Origin of the sequence: Nocardioides mangrovi (assembly GCF_020073815.1) — a bacterium.
GTDB lineage: Bacteria > Actinomycetota > Actinomycetes > Propionibacteriales > Nocardioidaceae > Nocardioides > Nocardioides mangrovi.
The window spans coordinates 132,101-146,742 of the sequence record NZ_JAIQZJ010000008.1 but is presented as its reverse complement, the minus strand read 5'-3'; the positions used below and the strand labels follow the sequence as shown (position 1 = coordinate 146,742).

20 protein-coding genes are annotated in these 14,642 nt (G+C 72.8%); 7 read left to right on the top strand and 13 right to left on the bottom strand.

Annotated elements, in window-relative coordinates; all coding sequences use genetic code 11:
* Nucleotides 1–60 precede the first annotated feature (60 nt).
* The 3 genes from K8U61_RS14815 (at nucleotide 61) to K8U61_RS14805 (ending at nucleotide 4,233) form a co-directional block, all read left to right on the top strand.
* Nucleotides 61–2,826 (top strand): alpha-amylase family glycosyl hydrolase, encoded by a 2,766-nt coding sequence (locus K8U61_RS14815; protein WP_224123809.1) that lies wholly within the window; start codon nucleotides 61–63, stop codon nucleotides 2,824–2,826.
* A gap of 160 nt (nucleotides 2,827–2,986) precedes the next feature.
* Nucleotides 2,987–3,190 carry a hypothetical protein gene (locus K8U61_RS14810; RefSeq protein WP_224123808.1) on the top strand — a complete coding sequence of 68 codons (204 nt, stop codon included), beginning with the start codon at nucleotides 2,987–2,989 and terminating at the stop codon, nucleotides 3,188–3,190.
* A gap of 32 nt (nucleotides 3,191–3,222) precedes the next feature.
* Nucleotides 3,223–4,233 (top strand): LacI family DNA-binding transcriptional regulator, encoded by a 1,011-nt coding sequence (locus K8U61_RS14805; protein ID WP_224123807.1) that lies wholly within the window; start codon nucleotides 3,223–3,225, stop codon nucleotides 4,231–4,233.
* Here the strand turns inward: K8U61_RS14805 and K8U61_RS14800 are convergent, their stop codons facing one another.
* Together K8U61_RS14800 and K8U61_RS14795 are read right to left on the bottom strand one after the other, a co-directional pair.
* Entirely contained in the window at nucleotides 4,234–4,569 is a 336-nt protein-coding gene (locus K8U61_RS14800; RefSeq protein ID WP_224123806.1) for a hypothetical protein, read from the bottom strand.
* Nucleotides 4,569–4,874 carry a hypothetical protein gene (locus tag K8U61_RS14795; RefSeq protein ID WP_224123805.1) on the bottom strand — a complete coding sequence of 102 codons (306 nt, stop codon included), beginning with the start codon at nucleotides 4,872–4,874 and terminating at the stop codon, nucleotides 4,569–4,571. Before K8U61_RS14795 ends, K8U61_RS14800 begins: the two co-directional genes overlap by 1 nt.
* A 101-nt stretch (nucleotides 4,875–4,975) precedes the next feature.
* Here K8U61_RS14795 and K8U61_RS14790 point away from each other — a divergent pair, with 101 nt between their 5' ends.
* From K8U61_RS14790 to K8U61_RS14775, 4 genes are read left to right on the top strand one after another with little or no spacing between them, the layout of a single operon-like run.
* A complete protein-coding gene (locus K8U61_RS14790; protein WP_224123804.1) occupies nucleotides 4,976–5,227 on the top strand; it encodes a hypothetical protein in 252 nt (83 codons plus the stop codon).
* Nucleotides 5,224–6,096, top strand: a complete 873-nt coding sequence (locus K8U61_RS14785; protein ID WP_224123803.1) for an AAA family ATPase — start codon at nucleotides 5,224–5,226, stop codon at nucleotides 6,094–6,096. The genes K8U61_RS14790 and K8U61_RS14785 overlap by 4 nt, the downstream gene beginning before the upstream one ends.
* Nucleotides 6,093–7,232 carry a vWA domain-containing protein gene (locus K8U61_RS14780; protein WP_224123802.1) on the top strand — a complete coding sequence of 380 codons (1,140 nt, stop codon included), beginning with the start codon at nucleotides 6,093–6,095 and terminating at the stop codon, nucleotides 7,230–7,232. Before K8U61_RS14785 ends, K8U61_RS14780 begins: the two co-directional genes overlap by 4 nt.
* The gene (locus tag K8U61_RS14775) at nucleotides 7,229–7,633 is read left to right on the top strand and encodes a hypothetical protein (RefSeq protein WP_224123801.1); all 405 of its coding nucleotides are present in this window, start codon (nucleotides 7,229–7,231) and stop codon (nucleotides 7,631–7,633) included. The genes K8U61_RS14780 and K8U61_RS14775 overlap by 4 nt, the downstream gene beginning before the upstream one ends.
* A gap of 1 nt (nucleotide 7,634) precedes the next feature.
* Here K8U61_RS14775 and K8U61_RS14770 read toward each other — a convergent pair whose 3' ends face one another.
* From K8U61_RS14770 to K8U61_RS14720, 11 genes are read right to left on the bottom strand one after another with little or no spacing between them, the layout of a single operon-like run.
* A complete protein-coding gene (locus K8U61_RS14770; protein ID WP_224123800.1) occupies nucleotides 7,635–8,000 on the bottom strand; it encodes a hypothetical protein in 366 nt (121 codons plus the stop codon).
* Nucleotides 7,997–8,284, bottom strand: coding sequence for a hypothetical protein (locus K8U61_RS14765; RefSeq protein ID WP_224123799.1), 288 nt, complete (start codon nucleotides 8,282–8,284; stop codon nucleotides 7,997–7,999). The genes K8U61_RS14770 and K8U61_RS14765 overlap by 4 nt, the downstream gene beginning before the upstream one ends.
* 1 nt (nucleotide 8,285) lies before the next feature.
* Nucleotides 8,286–8,531 carry a hypothetical protein gene (locus K8U61_RS14760; protein WP_224123798.1) on the bottom strand — a complete coding sequence of 82 codons (246 nt, stop codon included), beginning with the start codon at nucleotides 8,529–8,531 and terminating at the stop codon, nucleotides 8,286–8,288.
* Between the two features lie 11 nt (nucleotides 8,532–8,542).
* Nucleotides 8,543–8,770, bottom strand: coding sequence for a hypothetical protein (locus tag K8U61_RS14755; RefSeq protein ID WP_224123797.1), 228 nt, complete (start codon nucleotides 8,768–8,770; stop codon nucleotides 8,543–8,545).
* A 10-nt stretch (nucleotides 8,771–8,780) separates the two neighbouring features.
* On the bottom strand, nucleotides 8,781–9,032 hold the full coding sequence (locus K8U61_RS14750; RefSeq protein ID WP_224123796.1) for a hypothetical protein: 252 nt from the start codon (nucleotides 9,030–9,032) through the stop codon (nucleotides 8,781–8,783).
* Between the two features lie 11 nt (nucleotides 9,033–9,043).
* Nucleotides 9,044–9,625 carry an SRPBCC family protein gene (locus K8U61_RS14745; protein ID WP_224123795.1) on the bottom strand — a complete coding sequence of 194 codons (582 nt, stop codon included), beginning with the start codon at nucleotides 9,623–9,625 and terminating at the stop codon, nucleotides 9,044–9,046.
* 4 nt (nucleotides 9,626–9,629) lie between these two features.
* The gene (locus tag K8U61_RS14740; protein WP_224123794.1) at nucleotides 9,630–10,559 is read right to left on the bottom strand and encodes an XdhC family protein; all 930 of its coding nucleotides are present in this window, start codon (nucleotides 10,557–10,559) and stop codon (nucleotides 9,630–9,632) included.
* Nucleotides 10,556–12,961, bottom strand: a complete 2,406-nt coding sequence (locus K8U61_RS14735) for an aerobic carbon-monoxide dehydrogenase large subunit (protein WP_224123793.1) — start codon at nucleotides 12,959–12,961, stop codon at nucleotides 10,556–10,558. The genes K8U61_RS14740 and K8U61_RS14735 overlap by 4 nt, the downstream gene beginning before the upstream one ends.
* Nucleotides 12,958–13,491, bottom strand: coding sequence for a (2Fe-2S)-binding protein (locus K8U61_RS14730; RefSeq protein WP_224123792.1), 534 nt, complete (start codon nucleotides 13,489–13,491; stop codon nucleotides 12,958–12,960). Before K8U61_RS14730 ends, K8U61_RS14735 begins: the two co-directional genes overlap by 4 nt.
* Nucleotides 13,491–14,366, bottom strand: a complete 876-nt coding sequence (locus tag K8U61_RS14725) for an FAD binding domain-containing protein (RefSeq protein ID WP_224123791.1) — start codon at nucleotides 14,364–14,366, stop codon at nucleotides 13,491–13,493. The genes K8U61_RS14730 and K8U61_RS14725 overlap by 1 nt, the downstream gene beginning before the upstream one ends.
* The gene (locus K8U61_RS14720) at nucleotides 14,366–14,638 is read right to left on the bottom strand and encodes a hypothetical protein (protein ID WP_224123790.1); all 273 of its coding nucleotides are present in this window, start codon (nucleotides 14,636–14,638) and stop codon (nucleotides 14,366–14,368) included. The genes K8U61_RS14725 and K8U61_RS14720 overlap by 1 nt, the downstream gene beginning before the upstream one ends.
* Nucleotides 14,639–14,642: the final 4 nt, after the last annotated feature.

The window sequence follows — 14,642 nt, the reverse complement described above, 5'->3', positions numbered from 1 at the left end:
CCCGACGCATAGGTTGCAGACTCCGTCACGGAATGTGACCTGGATCACTCGGGAGTCCAGATGCGCCTGCTGCGTGCCGCCCTCGCCCTGTCCGTCGCCGTCGCGCTCGCGCCCTGGCAGCTCGCGTCGGCCGCACCGCCGGACCGGCCGCACCCGCCGCACGGCGACTCCGGCGGCTACGCCCGGCACGCGCTGCGCGCCGGGCTGACCGACCAGGACTTCTACTTCGTCATGGGCGACCGCTTCGCCAACGGCGACCCGAGCAACGACGAGGGCGGCCTCGGCGACGACCCGCTCGTCAGCGGCTTCGACCCGACCTCGAAGGGCTTCTACAACGGCGGCGACCTCGACGGCCTGCGCGAGCAGCTGGACTACATCCAGGGTCTCGGCACCGACGCGATCTGGCTGACCCCGATCTTCAAGAACAAGGCGGTCCAGCTCGAGGACGGCCCGTCGGCCGGCTACCACGGCTACTGGATCACCGACTTCACCCAGGTCGACCCGCACCTCGGCACCAACGCCGACCTCGCCGCCCTCGTCGACGCCGCGCACGCCAAGGGGATGAAGGTCTTCTTCGACATCATCACCAACCACACCGCAGACGTGATCGGCTACGAGGAGGGCGCGCGCACGAGCTACGTGTCGAAGGACGTCTCGCCGTACCGGGACGCCGCCGGGAACGCCTTCGACGACCGCGACTACGCCGGCGGTGACACGTTCCCGGAGATGGACCCCGCGACGTCGTTCCCCTACACGCCGGTCCTCGACCCGGACGAGCAGGACCTCAAGGTCCCGGCCTGGCTCAACGACCCGACGATGTACCACAACCGCGGCAACACGACCTTCACCGGCGAGGACAGCCAGTACGGCGACTTCTTCGGGCTCGACGACCTCTTCACCGAGCGGCCCGAGGTGGTCGACGGGATGACCGACATCTACCAGACCTGGATCGGCGACTTCGGCATCGACGGCTTCCGGATCGACACCATGAAGCACGTCAACGACGAGTTCTGGCAGGCGTTCGGGCCGGGGATCCTCGACTACGCCCACCAGCACGGCAAGCCGGACTTCTTCATGTTCGGCGAGGTCGCCCTCGACGGCAGCGGCCCGTCGTCGAAGGCCTTCACCTCGCACTACACGACCACCGACGGCATGCAGGCGGTGCTCGACTTCCCCTTCCAGGATGCCGCCCGCGGCTTCGCGTCGAAGAGCCTGCCGACCCAGCAGCTGGCCGACTTCTTCACCAACGACGACTGGTACACCGACGCCGACTCCAACGCCTACTCGCTGCCGACCTTCCTCGGCAACCACGACATGGGCCGGATCGGCTACTTCCTCGAGACCGACAACGCGGACGCCGACGACGCCGAGCTGCTCGCCCGCGACCGCCTCGCGCACGAGCTCATGTACTTCTCCCGGGGCAACCCGGTCGTCTACTACGGCGACGAGCAGGGCTTCACGGGCACCGGCGGCGACCAGCTCGCGCGGCAGTCGATGTTCGCCAGCCAGGTGCCGGAGTACCGGGCCGACGACCAGATCGGCACCGACCGCACCGGCGCCGACGACAACTTCGAGCCGAGCCACCCGCTCTACCGGTCGATCGCCGACCTCGCGCAGCTGACCACGGACAACCCAGCACTGCGCGACGGCGCCCAGCAGGTCCGGGTCGCGGGCGACAGCGCCGGCGTGATGGCGTTCTCGCGGTTCGACCGCCAGCGCCAGCGCGAGTACGTCGTCGCGCTCAACAACAGCGAGGATGCCGCGTCGGCCGACGTCCCGACGTACGTGCGCAGGGGCGGCTTCACCCGCCTGTACGGCGAGGGGCCGGACCGGCTGCGGACGAGCGGTGCCAGCGAGCTGCCGGTGACCGTCCCCGCGCTCTCGACGGTCGTCTACGTCTCCGACCGGCGGATCGCCCGGTCGACGCACGCCCCGGGCATCCGGCTCCGCACGCCCGCCCCGAGCGACGTCAGCCGCGGGCGGATGCACGTGGCCGCCGACGTCGCGGGGTCGTCCTTCTACGAGGTGACCTTCCAGCGGCGGGTCGGGCACGGGCCGTGGCGCAGCATCGGGACCGACGACTCCGCGCCGTACCAGGTGTTCGACGACGTGAGCGACCTGCGGGCCGGCACCCCGGTCGCCTACCGGGCGGCCGTGCTCGACAACGCCGGACACACCCGCGGCACCGCGCCGCGGGCGGCGCGGGTGCCGTCACCGTCGGTGACGATCACGTCGCCGTCGGGCGCGACGGTCACCGCGATCGACCCGGTCCAGCTCGAGGCGACCGTCGACCCCGAGCGGTCGACCCAGTCGGTGACCTTCCAGCGGCGGGTCGGGTCGGGCGCCTGGACGACGCTCGGCACGGACACGTCGTCGCCGGCGTACACCTTCGTCGACGACGTCTCGGACCTCCCGATCGGCACGCAGGTCTCCTACCGGGCCGTCCTGCACGAGGGCTCCTCACCCGTCGTGACGAGCGCCCCGGTCACCGTGACGACCGCCGAGCCGACGCCGGGGCGCGACAGCGTCACCGTCGCCGGGAGCCTGCAGTCCGAGCTCGGCTGCCCCGACGACTGGCAGCCCGACTGCGCCGCGACCCATCTCGCCTTCGACACCTCCGACGGGAAGTGGCACGGCACCTTCGAGCTCCCGGCCGGCGACTACGAGTGGAAGGTCGCGATCGACGACAGCTGGGACGAGAACTACGGCGCCGGCGGCGCGGCCGGGGGCGACAACCTCACCCTGAGCGTGCCGGACGGCGGCGGCAGCTACGTCTTCACCTGGGACCAGGCCAGCCACGTGCCGTCGGTGGCGCCGGCCGGCTGACGTCACGCTCGGTAGTCCCGCACGTTTTCGCGGTCGGCCGGGTCGATCGACCGCGAAAACGTGCGGGAGTACGCCGTCGTCGGCCCGCTGGCTTGACCGGTAAAGCATCGCGGCGTACTGTATCGGTACAGAAGTCCTGATCGTGCCGAGGAGGCCCGCCATGTCGTTCGACCCCATCGCCGCCCAGCTGGCCGTCAAGGCCGCCCGCGCCACCGCCGGGAGCGCCCGTCCGGACGCCCCCGTCCAGCCCGACCGCCACCGGACCAGGCGCGGCGACGCGCTCCGCACCCGGGTGGCCCGGGGCCTGCACTCGGTCGCCCGACGGGTCGAGCCCGCGCCCCGCCGTACGCCGCAGGTCGGGTGATCCTGGGCCCGACCGGCGATACTGGGTCTCCCATGGCCAAGGTGACCCTCCAGTCCGTCGCAGACCGCGTCGGCGTGAGCCGGATGACGGTGTCCAACGCGTTCTCGCGCCCCGACCAGCTCTCCGCCGACCTCCGCGCGCGGATCCTGGCCGCGGCCGCCGAGCTCGGGTACGCCGGACCCGACCCGGCCGCCCGGGCCCTGGCCCGCGGCCGGACCGGGTCGGTCGGGCTGCTCATCAACGGCAGCCTCAGCGAGGCGTTCGAGGACGCCGTCTCGGCCGCGTTCCTGGCCGCGGTCTCCGACGAGCTGTCCTCCCGCGGGATGGCACTCACCCTGCTGCCCTCCTCCGAGGACGAGCGGTTCGTCCCGGCCCGCGACGTCGCGGTCGACGGAGCCCTCGTCTACATCTGCGACCCGACGGCGCCCGACATCGACTGGCTGCGACGCCGCAGCATCCCGGTCGTCGTGGTCGACCACAACGTCGAGGCGGGCACCGCCTCCGTCAACGTCGACGACCGGGGCGGCGCCCGGCTCGCCGCCGAGCACCTCGTCGGCCTCGGCCACCGCCGCATCGGCGTCGTCACCCTCGAGGTCGACCCCGACGAGCCCAACTACCCCGCCCGCGAGCGGATGCTCGGCTGGCGCGACGCCCTCGACCCCGCCGGGATCGAGCCGACCGTCGTCACCACGCCCTACTCCCCCCGCACAGCGGCGTACGACGTCGCCCACGGGCTGCTGTCCGCGCCCGACCGCCCGACCGGCGTGCTCTGCTTCTCCGACGCGTTCGCGATCGCGACGATCCGGGCCGCCCAGTCGCTCGGCCTCCAGGTCCCCGGCGACGTGTCGGTCGTGGGTTTCGACGACAGCGTCCTCGCCGCCGCCAGCCAGCCGGCGCTGACCACGATCCACCAGGAGGTCGGCGAGAAGGGCCGCGCGGCCGTGGCCGCGATCGCCGACGTCATCGGCGGCACCACGCCCGACCCGGTCCTGCTCCCGACCTCGATCGTGGTGCGCGAGAGCACCGCTCCGCCCCCTGCCTGATCAGGCGGCCATCGCGGCCATGTAGGCCATCGCGCCGGCCATCACGAGCTCGCCGGCGACACCCCACCGGACCGCCGTCGGACGGTGGGCCGGGCGGACCGCGGCCGCGATCGCGGCCACGACGAGCACGACGAGGACCGCCAGCATCGCGACCGCGAGCCAGGTCGGCGGCATCGCCATCGCCCCGTGGCCGGCGTGCCCGGAAGGCGCGCCCATGCTCTTGTCGGACATGCCCGCCATGCCGGCCATACCGGCGTGGCCGCTCATCCACTCCGCCTCGACCTCGGCCGCCGACGCGGGGGCGACCACGACGGCCGGCATCAGCATCGCCGTCATCACCAGGCAGGCCGCGCCGAGCCGCGCGTGCGCGGACGCGCGACGCGACGCGACGCCACCAGGTGACAGGCGCACCACAGCGCCCCGATCCCGAAGACCATCGCCTGCACCGTCGCGGCACCGGAGCCGACCGGCGCCAGCAGCATCGCGATCATGGCGACGCCCATCAGGACGTGCCAGGCGTCGACCGCGCCTCCGTGCTCGGAGCGCCAGCGCGGCACCACGCAGCGCGCCAGGCAGTGGACCGTGGCCACCCCGAGGGCGAGGGCCAGCCCGACCGCGACCACGTCGCCGGTGCCTCCCATGCGCTCACCCTCGGGACCCGACCGAGTCGCGTCAACGGGCACCTCAGCCTTCGCTTAATCAGGTCTGCCGGACCGTCCGCGGGCGACCTACAGTGGGGGACATGGAGGAGCGGCAGGAGGTCGTCCGGGAGCTGTGGGAGTCGAGCGACGCCACGGAAGCCGTGGCCGAGCTCGAGCAGGCGGCTCCGCCCAAGGTCTGCAAGCGGATGCGCGGCGTGACCTTCGACGCCATGTTCGAGGGCAGTCGCGAGGACCTGGGCGCCGCCTGGCGCGACCTGCTCCAGCGGGAGGGCAAGTACGACGGCACCGGCGAGTCGATCCGCGACCTCGTGCTCGGCCGCGACCGGGAATGACCCGCCCCGAGAGCCCCGCCGCGCTGACCGAGACCCTCCGCGGTGGCGGCTACCTCGCCGACCGCGGACTCGCCACCGCGGCCTACCTCGCGCTCGCCCTCGACCGGCCGCTGCTGCTCGAGGGCGAGGTCGGGGTCGGCAAGACCGAGATCGCCCGGACGCTCGCCTCGGTGCTCGGCCGGCGCCTGATCCGGCTCCAGTGCTACGAGGGCATCGACACCCACCAGGCGCTCTACGAGTGGGACTACGCGCGGCAGCTGCTGCAGATCCGCGCGCTGTCGGAGAGCGCCCGCGCCGAGGACGGTGCGGTCGACGCGCTCTTCGGACCGCAGTTCCTGCTCGAGCGCCCGCTGCTCGACGCGGTCCGTGCCGGTGACGGCGCGGTGCTCCTGGTGGACGAGATCGACCGCGCCGACGACGAGTTCGAGGCCTTCCTGCTCGAGCTCCTCTCCGACTTCGCGATCACCATCCCCGAGATCGGGACGATCGCGGCCGAGCGGCCGCCGCTGGTGGTGCTCACCTCCAACCGCACCCGCGAGCTGCACGACGCCCTCAAGCGGCGGTGCCTCTACCACTGGGTCGACTACCCCACCCTCGAGCGCGAGGTCGAGATCGTGACCGTCCGCGAGCCCGGGGTCTCCGCCGCCCTGGCCGGCGCCGTGGTCGCCGCGGTCCACCGGTTGCGCGAGCTCGACCTGGCGAAGCCGCCCGGGGTCGCCGAGACCATCGACTGGGTCCGCACGCTCGTGGTCCTCGGCGCCACCGACGACCTCGACCCCGAGGCCGTGGCCGACACCCTGGGTGCCGTCGTGAAGGACCGCGACGACCTCGAGGTGGTCCGCGACCGGGTGCACGAGCTGACCCGATGACCGACCGGGCGGCGGGTCCCGCTCCGGTCGACCCGTTCCTCGAGACGCTGGTCGGCTTCGGATGGGCCCTGCGCGACGCCGGCGTCCCGGTCGGCACCGGGGACGTGCTCACCTACTGCGCGGCGATGGAGCCTCTCGACCCGACCGACCTGCTCGACCTCTACTGGGCCGGCCGCACCACGCTGGTCACCCGACGCGACCAGCTGCCGACCTACCACCGGATCTTCCGGGAGTGGTTCCTGGGCGTCCCCGGCCCACCCGACGAGTCCCGCCCCTTCAACCGACCCGACCCGGTCGAGGCGTGGGCCGAGCTCCAGCTGCCCGAGCCCGAGCAGACCGACGAGGAGCGCGAGCAGGAGGAGGCACCGATGGGTCTGGTCGGCTCGACGGTGGCCACGCTGCGCACGAAGTCCTTCGCCGAGTGCAGCCCGGACGAGCTGGCCGCGCTGCGCCGGATCCTGCGCACGGTGCGGCTCACCCCACCGCGCCGCCGGACCCGGCGTACGACGCCTGCCGACACCGGCCGGAGGCTCGACCTGCGCCGCACCGTCCGCGCCGCGCTGCGCACCCACGGGGACCCGGTGACCCTGCACCGGCGCGAGCGGCGGCTGCGGCAGCGACCGCTCGTGCTGGTGCTCGACGTGTCCGGGTCGATGGCCGACTACTCGCGCGCCCTGCTCCAGTGGGCGCACGTCACCTCCCGGGCGACGCGCCGCGTGGAGGTCTTCTGCTTCGGCACCCGGCTGACCCGCATCACCCGGGCGCTCGAGCACCGCCGGCCCGACGACGCGCTGGCCCGCGCGGCCGAGGCCGTCGTCGACTGGGAGGGCGGGACCCGCATCGGGGCGTCCCTCGACGAGTTCGTGCGCACCTGGGGCCGACGCGGGTTGGCCCGCGGGGCGGTCGTGGTGATCTGCTCCGACGGCCTCGACCGCGGCGACCCGGCGCTGCTCGAGACCGCGATGGAGCGCCTGGCCCGCCTCTCGCACCGGATCGTGTGGCTCGACCCCCACGCCGGCTCCGGCGGGACGTCGCTCGGCATGGCCGTGGCGGCGCCGTACGTCGACGAGACGGTCTCGGCGCGTGACCTCGCCGGCCTCGAGGACCTGGCCGGCCGGCTGGTGGCGCTGCGGTGATCCGGCTCGGCTCGCTCGCCGGCTACCCCTTCGACGGACCTCGGGTGCTCGCCGGATGGACCCCGCCGGCGACCGCGGGGGTCTACGTCGTGCTCTACCGGCCCGACCCCGAGCTCGAGCGGTTCGCGGTCGTCTACGCGGGCCACGCCGACGACCTGTCGGCCGCCGGCTTCCCCTTCCGCCACCCCGCCGCCCCGTGCTGGATCCGCAGGGCCGGCGGGAAGTACGGCGTCCACGTCGCGAGCTACGAGGTCCCCGGCGGCCTCCCCGGCCACCGGCAGCAGATCGTCGACGAACTGCTCGCGGTCTACCGCCCGGGGTGCAACACCGAGCTCCGGGAGCACGCCTGGGAGGACCACTGGATCGGTCGGCCCGGGCTGCCCGGGCCCGACGGGAGCTGACTCAGGGGACCGGCTCGTAGCCGACGGTCTCGTGGAGCCGGGAGCGACGCCGTCCGGAGGCGGGCGCCGCGGGCGGCCGCGGCGTGCCGGCCGGCTCCGGTGCGTAGGTCGCCCCGGCGACGATCCCCTCCGCCATCCCGTAGAGCAGCGGCAGGGCGCCGGCGACCACACCGCCGGTCCGGTTGATCTGCTCGAGACCCGGCATGATCGGCTCGGCGTTGGCCAGGATCCTCCGCACGATCTCGCTGCACTCCTCGAGGTCGGCGGCGATCCTCGTGAGCTGGGTGCCCACGACGTAGAGGTAGAACGCCAGTCCGGCGACGAGCAGCAGGACGTCGACGACGGTGAAGACGACGAGGGTGGTCACATCCGCACCTTTCCGAGGACCCGGCCGAGGAAGAGGTGGTGCTCGAGGCCCTCCGCGAGCACCGCGTCGACGCCGGCCGCGGTCCGGGCGATGAGCGCCGTGTCGTCCGTGTTCTGCTCGGCAGCCAGCAGGGTCGCCTTGACGCCGGTGACGCGGCGGCCGATGGTGCGCACCTCGACCACCAGGATCGTGAGCAGCGCGGCCACCGCGAGCACCACGACGAAGCCAGCGACGACCGCTCCCCACCACAGGCTCTCCTGGGTGTCGGTCAGGTAGAGGACCACGTCAGCCTCCCAGGCGCTTCCGGCCGCGGCGCAGGCCCGCGACGATCGTGTCGGCACTCTCGATCGTGGTCGACAGGCCTGCCAGCCCGGCGGTGTTGACCACGGACTGCTGCAGGGAGGCGTCGATCGCGCCCGCCTGGCGGCCGATCCGGTGCGCGAGCACGAGGATCGGCACCACCAGTGCGACCACCACCAGCACCACGACGATGCCGACCGTGTAGCCGATCGCCCATCCGGTCTCGATCATGGCGGCCACCGCTACACCCCCTCGCAGAAGTCGCGGACCGGCTTCAGGTAGCCGTTGACGGCATCGACCGAGGCCGGCACGGTCGCGGTGCGGTCGGCGACCACGCCCACCCCGGCGATGACCCCGTCGAGCGTCCGCGTGACGGCCAGCAGGTGGCCGATGACGCGGATCAGGCCGAGCGCGGCGGCGGCGATGATGAGGGTGGCGAGCACCACGGTCACCCAGGCGACGACAGGCATCCCGACCTCCTCACCCGAGCAGCTTCGCGACGGATCCGGCGTACCTGACGGCACCCTGCGAGACGGCCTCGACGGTCGCACCGGTCTCGGCGAGGGTGTCGGGCACCTCCTCCAACGACGCCGCCAGCGCGCCGCCGCCGGCGAGGATGTCGTCGGAGGCGGCCCGGATGCGCTCGAGCGCGGCGAGCACCCGGTTGAGCAGCGCCACCAGCACGGGTACGACGACCACCAGCAGCACGATGTTGCCGATCCACCACAGCATCGGGTGCCTCCTCAGCTCGGGTTGGGTTGGTAGGGCAGGAAGAAGCGCCGGAAGACCCGCATCAGCGCCATCCGCGCGGCCTGCATGCCGATGGCGAGCCCGCTGGCGGGCTTCGCGGTCAGCGCGTCGACCGACTCGCCGCGCTCCAGGGCGTCGATGCGCCGCTGGGCGTTGTCGGCGAACTGCTTCATGAGCACCGCCGTGACGTCGGCGATCATGCCGCGGCCGTACTGCGCGGCGGCACCGGAGAGCTGCAGGTCCTGCTCCATGCGCACCCGGGTGCCGGACCCGGCCGGCGTGAGCGCCGCCGTCACCGTCATCGCCGCCTGGCCGCGGCCCTTGAGGTCGGAGCCCGAGGCGTCGATCACCATCCGCTTGGCGGCGTCGTCGCGCTCGAGGATCCGGGCCTTGCCGGCGAACTCCAGCTTCACCGGGCCCATCCGCACCCCGACGGTGCCGCCGTAGGTGTCGTCGCCCAGGTCCTCGGTCATCTCGGCGCCCGGCAGGCAGGCGGCCACGCCGGGGATGTCGTCGAAGAACTCCCAGACCTTGTCGACGGGCTGGCCGACCTCGAACTCGTTGCTGATCTGCATGGCCTCAGCGCTCCGATCCGGCGAGGAAGCGGGTGGGGTCGGCGGCGAAGGCGTCGCGGCAGCCCACGCAGCAGAAGTGGTACGTCGCGCCGTCGTGCTCGTGCGGGTGGTGGGCGGCGTCGGCCGGGACCGTCATGCCGCACACCGGGTCGAGCGCCTCGGCCACCGTGGCGAGCGGCAGCGATCGGCCGGTGGGCGCCGCCGGGCCGGCCTCGACGGCGAGGTCGCCGGCGGCCCGGGCCCGGACGAGCTCGGCCAGGATCGAGACCGCGATCTCCTGGTGGGTGGTGCTGCCGAGGTCGATCCCGACCGGGGTCCGCACCCGGTCCAGCAGGTGCTGGGGGACGCCGCGCTCGGCGAGGTAGCCGAGCACCGCCTCGCCGCGCTTGTGCGAGGCGACCAGGCCGACGAACGCCGGCATCGCCGAGGCCGCGTGCCGGACCACGTCCTCGTCCCCGTGACCCTGCGTGGCCACGACGACCACCGACCGCTCGTCGACGTCTCCGCTGGTGAAGTCCTCGCCGTCCAGCAGCTCCGCACGCCAGCCGAGGGCCTGGGCCAGCTCGACGAGCAGCGCCGCCATCGGCGAGCGGCCGACGACGACGAGGTGCACGGGCGGGTGGACGGGCTCGACGTAGATCTGCAAGGCACCCTCGCTCTGGCACGACATCGGGATCGCGGTCATCCCCTCGGGCAGCACGAGCTCGTCGCTCGCCCCGAGGTAGAGCAGCCGTGGCTCGCCCTCCCGGATCACCCGCTGGGCCTCGCGGACGACCGTCGGCTCCGCGCACGCACCGCCGATCCAGCCGTGGATCCGGCCGTCGGCGGTCACGATCGCCCGCGAGCCGATCTGGCCGGAGGACGGCGCCTGCCGCCACACGACCGTCGCGACGGCGTACTCCTGGCCCTCGAGGTCGAGCTCGGACTCGTTCATCGGTCGGTCCTGATCGGCGGCGCGCCGGAGACGTCGCCGCGGGTCTGCAGGGCCTCGTGGACCCGGTCCGGGAGCAGCGGCATGTCGACGTTGCGGACCCCGTGTCCCTTCAGCGCGTCCATGACGGCGTTGACGAACGCGGCGGGGCCGCCCACCGTGGCGCACTCGCCGACCCCCTTGGCGCCGATCGGGTGGTGCGGGCACGGGGTGACCACCTCGTGCAGCTCCCAGCCCGGCGTCTCCCAGGCGGTCGGGAGCAGGTAGTCCATGAAGTTGGACCCGATGCAGTTGCCGTCGGCGTCGAAGGTGATGAACTGCATCGACGCCATGGCGTAGGCCTCGGTGAGGCCGCCCATGATCTGGCCCTCGACGATCATCGGGTTGATCCGCACCCCGCAGTCGTCGACGGCGACGAAGCGGAGCACGTCCCACACCCCGGTGGCCGGGTCGATCTCGACGGTCGCGATGTAGCAGCCGAAGGGCCAGGTGAGGTTGGGCGGGTCGTAGTAGGCGTTGGCCTCCAGGCCCGGCTCCAGGCCGTCGGGCATGTTGGAGTAGGCCGCCATCGCGCACTCCTGGATGCTCACGCCCCGGTCGGGCGCGGACCGCACGTAGAAGCGCCCGAGCTCCCACTCGACGTCCTCCTCGGAGACCTCGAGCAGGTGGGCGGCGAGCTGCCGGGCCTTGGCCTTGACCTTGCGGGCGGCCATCGCGATCGCGGCGCCGGCGACCGGGGTGCTGCGCGACGCGTAGGTGCCCATGCCGAACGGCGCCGTGTCGGTGTCGCCCTCCTCGACGAGGATGTCCTCGGCCGGGATGCCGAGCTCGTGCGCGACGATCTGGGCCCAGGTCGTCTCGTGGCCCTGCCCCTGGGTCTTGGCGCCGGTGCGCAGGATCGCCTTGCCGGTCATGTGCACCCGCAGCTCGGCCGAGTCGAACATCTTGATCCCGAGGATGTCGTACTCGCGGCTGTTGCCGGCGCCGAGCGGCTCGGTCATGCAGGAGATGCCGATCCCGAGCAGGCGGCCGTTCTTCGCCGCCTCGGCCTTCTCCCTGAGGAAGCCCTCGTAGTCGATAGCGTCGAGGCCGACCTGGAGGCACTTCGCGTACTGCCCGGAGTCGGTGAGGAAGCCGAAGGGGGTGCGGTGCGGGAAGTCGTCGTCACGCACGAAGTTGAGGCGCCGGAACTCCGCCTGGTCCATGCCGAGGTCGTCGGCCGCGGCCTGCACCATCCGCTCCTGGAAGAACATCGCCTCGGTGACGCGGAAGGAGCACCGGTAGGCCACGCCGCCGGGCGCCTTGTTGGTGTAGACCCCGCGCGCGGTCAGGTGCGCCGTCGGGATGTCGTAGCAGGCGAACGCCGAGTGCAGCAGGCCGATCTTGAACTTGCTGGGCTGCGCGTCGCCGAAGAACGCACCGTGGTCGGAGTCGGTGTGCATGCGGACGCCGAGGATCCGCCCGTCCTTGCGGAGCGCCATCTCCCCGGTCAGGTAGACGTCGCGGCCGAAGCCGGTCGAGATCAGGTTGCCGGTGCGGTCCTCGATCCACTTGACCGGCCGCTCGGTGAGGATCGAGGCCAGGATCGAGATGACGTAGCCGGGGTAGACGGGCACCTTGTTGCCGAAGCCGCCGCCGAGGTCGGGGCTGACGATCCGGATGAGGTGCTCGGGCAGCTCGGCGATCAGCGCGACCGCGGCCCGCACGATGTGCGGTGCCTGGGTCGTCATGTAGACGGTGAGCTTGCCGGTCGCGCGGTCGAAGTCGGCGACCGAGCCGCAGGTCTCGAGGGGCGAGGGGTGCGAGCGCGGGTAGTGCATCTCGATCCTCGACACCACGTCGGCCTCGGCGAAGGCCCGGTCGGTGGCGTCCTGGTCGCCGACCTGCCAGGTGAAGCAGACGTTGTCGACCTGCCCCACCTTGTCGTCGCGGATCAGTGGCGCGTCCGGGGCCAGCGACTGGGTCGGGTTGACGATGACCGGCAGCTGCTCGTACTCGACGACGATCGCCTCGCAGGCGTCCTTGGCGATGTAGGGGTCGTCGGCGATGACGGCCGCGACCTCCTGCCCCTGGAAGCGCACCTTGTCGGTGGCCAGCACCGCCTGCGTGTCATAGCTGAGCGTCGGCATCCAGGCGAGGTTGCGGGTCGCCATCATCTCGCCGGTGAGCACGAGGCGTACGCCGGGGATCTCCCAGGCCGCGCTGGCATCGATCGAGACGATGCGGGCGTGCGCGACCGGGCTGCGCAGGATCTCCATGTGGAGCATCCCCGGGAGCACGACGTCGTCGACGTAGTGGCCCTTGCCGCGGATGAAGCGGTTGTCCTCGACGCGCCGGCGGCTCGCGCCCATGCCGCCGATCTTGATCTCGTCCAGCGCCCGGCTGGTCGGCTCGGTGACGGTCACTGCTCGCTCCCGTTCATCCGCTTCGCCGCCCAGAGCACGGCCTTGACGATGTTCTGGTAGCCGGTGCAGCGGCAGAGGTTGCCCGACAGCGCGAAGCGCACCTCGTCCTCGGTCGGGTCGGGGTTCTCCTCGAGGAGCGCCTTGGCGGCGAGCATCATCCCAGGGGTGCAGAAGCCGCACTGGAGGCCGTGCTCGTCCTTGAAGCCCTCCTGCAGCGGGTGCAGCCCACTGGGACCGGCCAGCCCCTCGACCGTCGTCACGTCGTGGCCGTCGGCCTGCACCGCCAGCATCGTGCAGCTCTTGACCGGCAGGCCGTCGACCAGCACGGTGCACGCACCGCAGTTGGTGGTGTCGCAGCCGGTGTGGGTGCCGGTGAGCCGGAAGCCTTGCCGCAGCAGGTGCGCCAGCAGCAGCCGGGGCTCGACGTCGGCCGCGCGCCGCTCGCCGTTGAGGGTCACCGTCACCCGGCGTACCGGTACGTCGGCGTCGGCGTCGGCGGTCGCGGGGACCTCTTCGAAGAGACTGGTCATCAGGCGGCCTGCTCGCTCGTGGTGGAGACCCTCGTCAGGATCCGGGTGACGAAGGTGTGGATGACGTGCTTCTTGTACGCCGCGCTGCCGCGGTGGTCGGCGGTCGGCTGGGCCGCCTCGGCGGCGGCGTCCGCGGCGGCGGCGATGGCCTCCGAGGTGAGCGCCCTGCCGACCAGGGCCTCGGCGGCGCCGGTCGCGTCGACGGTGCGGCTGCCCACACCGGTGAGCGCGATGCCGGCGCGGGTGACCCGGTCGCCGTCGAGCTCGATCGCCACGGCGGTGCCGGCCGTCGCGAAGTCGCCGACCCTGCGCTCGAGCTTGAGGAAGCCGCCGGCCACCGTGTGCCGGGGCCCGGGGAGCACCGCCTCGACGGCGACCTCGTCATGGGCGAGGACGTTCTGGAAGGGCCCCGTCACGAAGTCGCCGATCGGGATCTCCCGGCGGCCGCCCGGCCCCTGGGCGACGACGTACCCGCGCAGCGCGGTGACGACGGCCGCCCAGTCACCCTGCGGGTCGGCGTGGCACAGCGAGCCCACGAGGGTGCCGCGGGTCCGCACGATCGGGTCGGCGATCAGGGGCGCCGCTGCGCCGACCACCGGCTGGATGCGGTGGACGTCGCCGGCGCGCTCGAGGTCACGGTGCCGGACCAGCGCGCCGACCCGGATCGTGCCGTCGGCCAGCGTTTCGAGGCGGTCCAGGCCCGGGAGGTTGTTGATGTCGACGAGCAGCTCGGGGTTGGCGAAGCGGAGCTTCATCAGCGGCACCAGGCTCTGGCCGCCGGCGAGCACCTTGGCCTCACCGGCACCGTCGTGCAGGAGGCCGATCGCCTCGTCGAGGGTGCGGGGCGCCTCGTAGGCGAAGCGGGACGGGTACATCAGCGGCCCTCCTCGCCGTGGTCGGGCGCCAGCGGGGTCGCGGACTCGGGATCGGGGACGGCGACGGGCAGCGACTCGATGGCGGTCGGGTCCGGGCGCGGCCGCTGGTGGGGCGGCCACGGTCCCTGCACCGGCTGCCCAGCGACCTTGAGGAACTCGACGAACTGCGGGAAGGCCCACACCGTGGGGCTCGCACCCTCGCGCGGGGCGCCCTCGATCAGCTCGTACATCCGCGGATTGCCTCGGCTGTGGCCGTCCGACTCGATCGGCACGCGC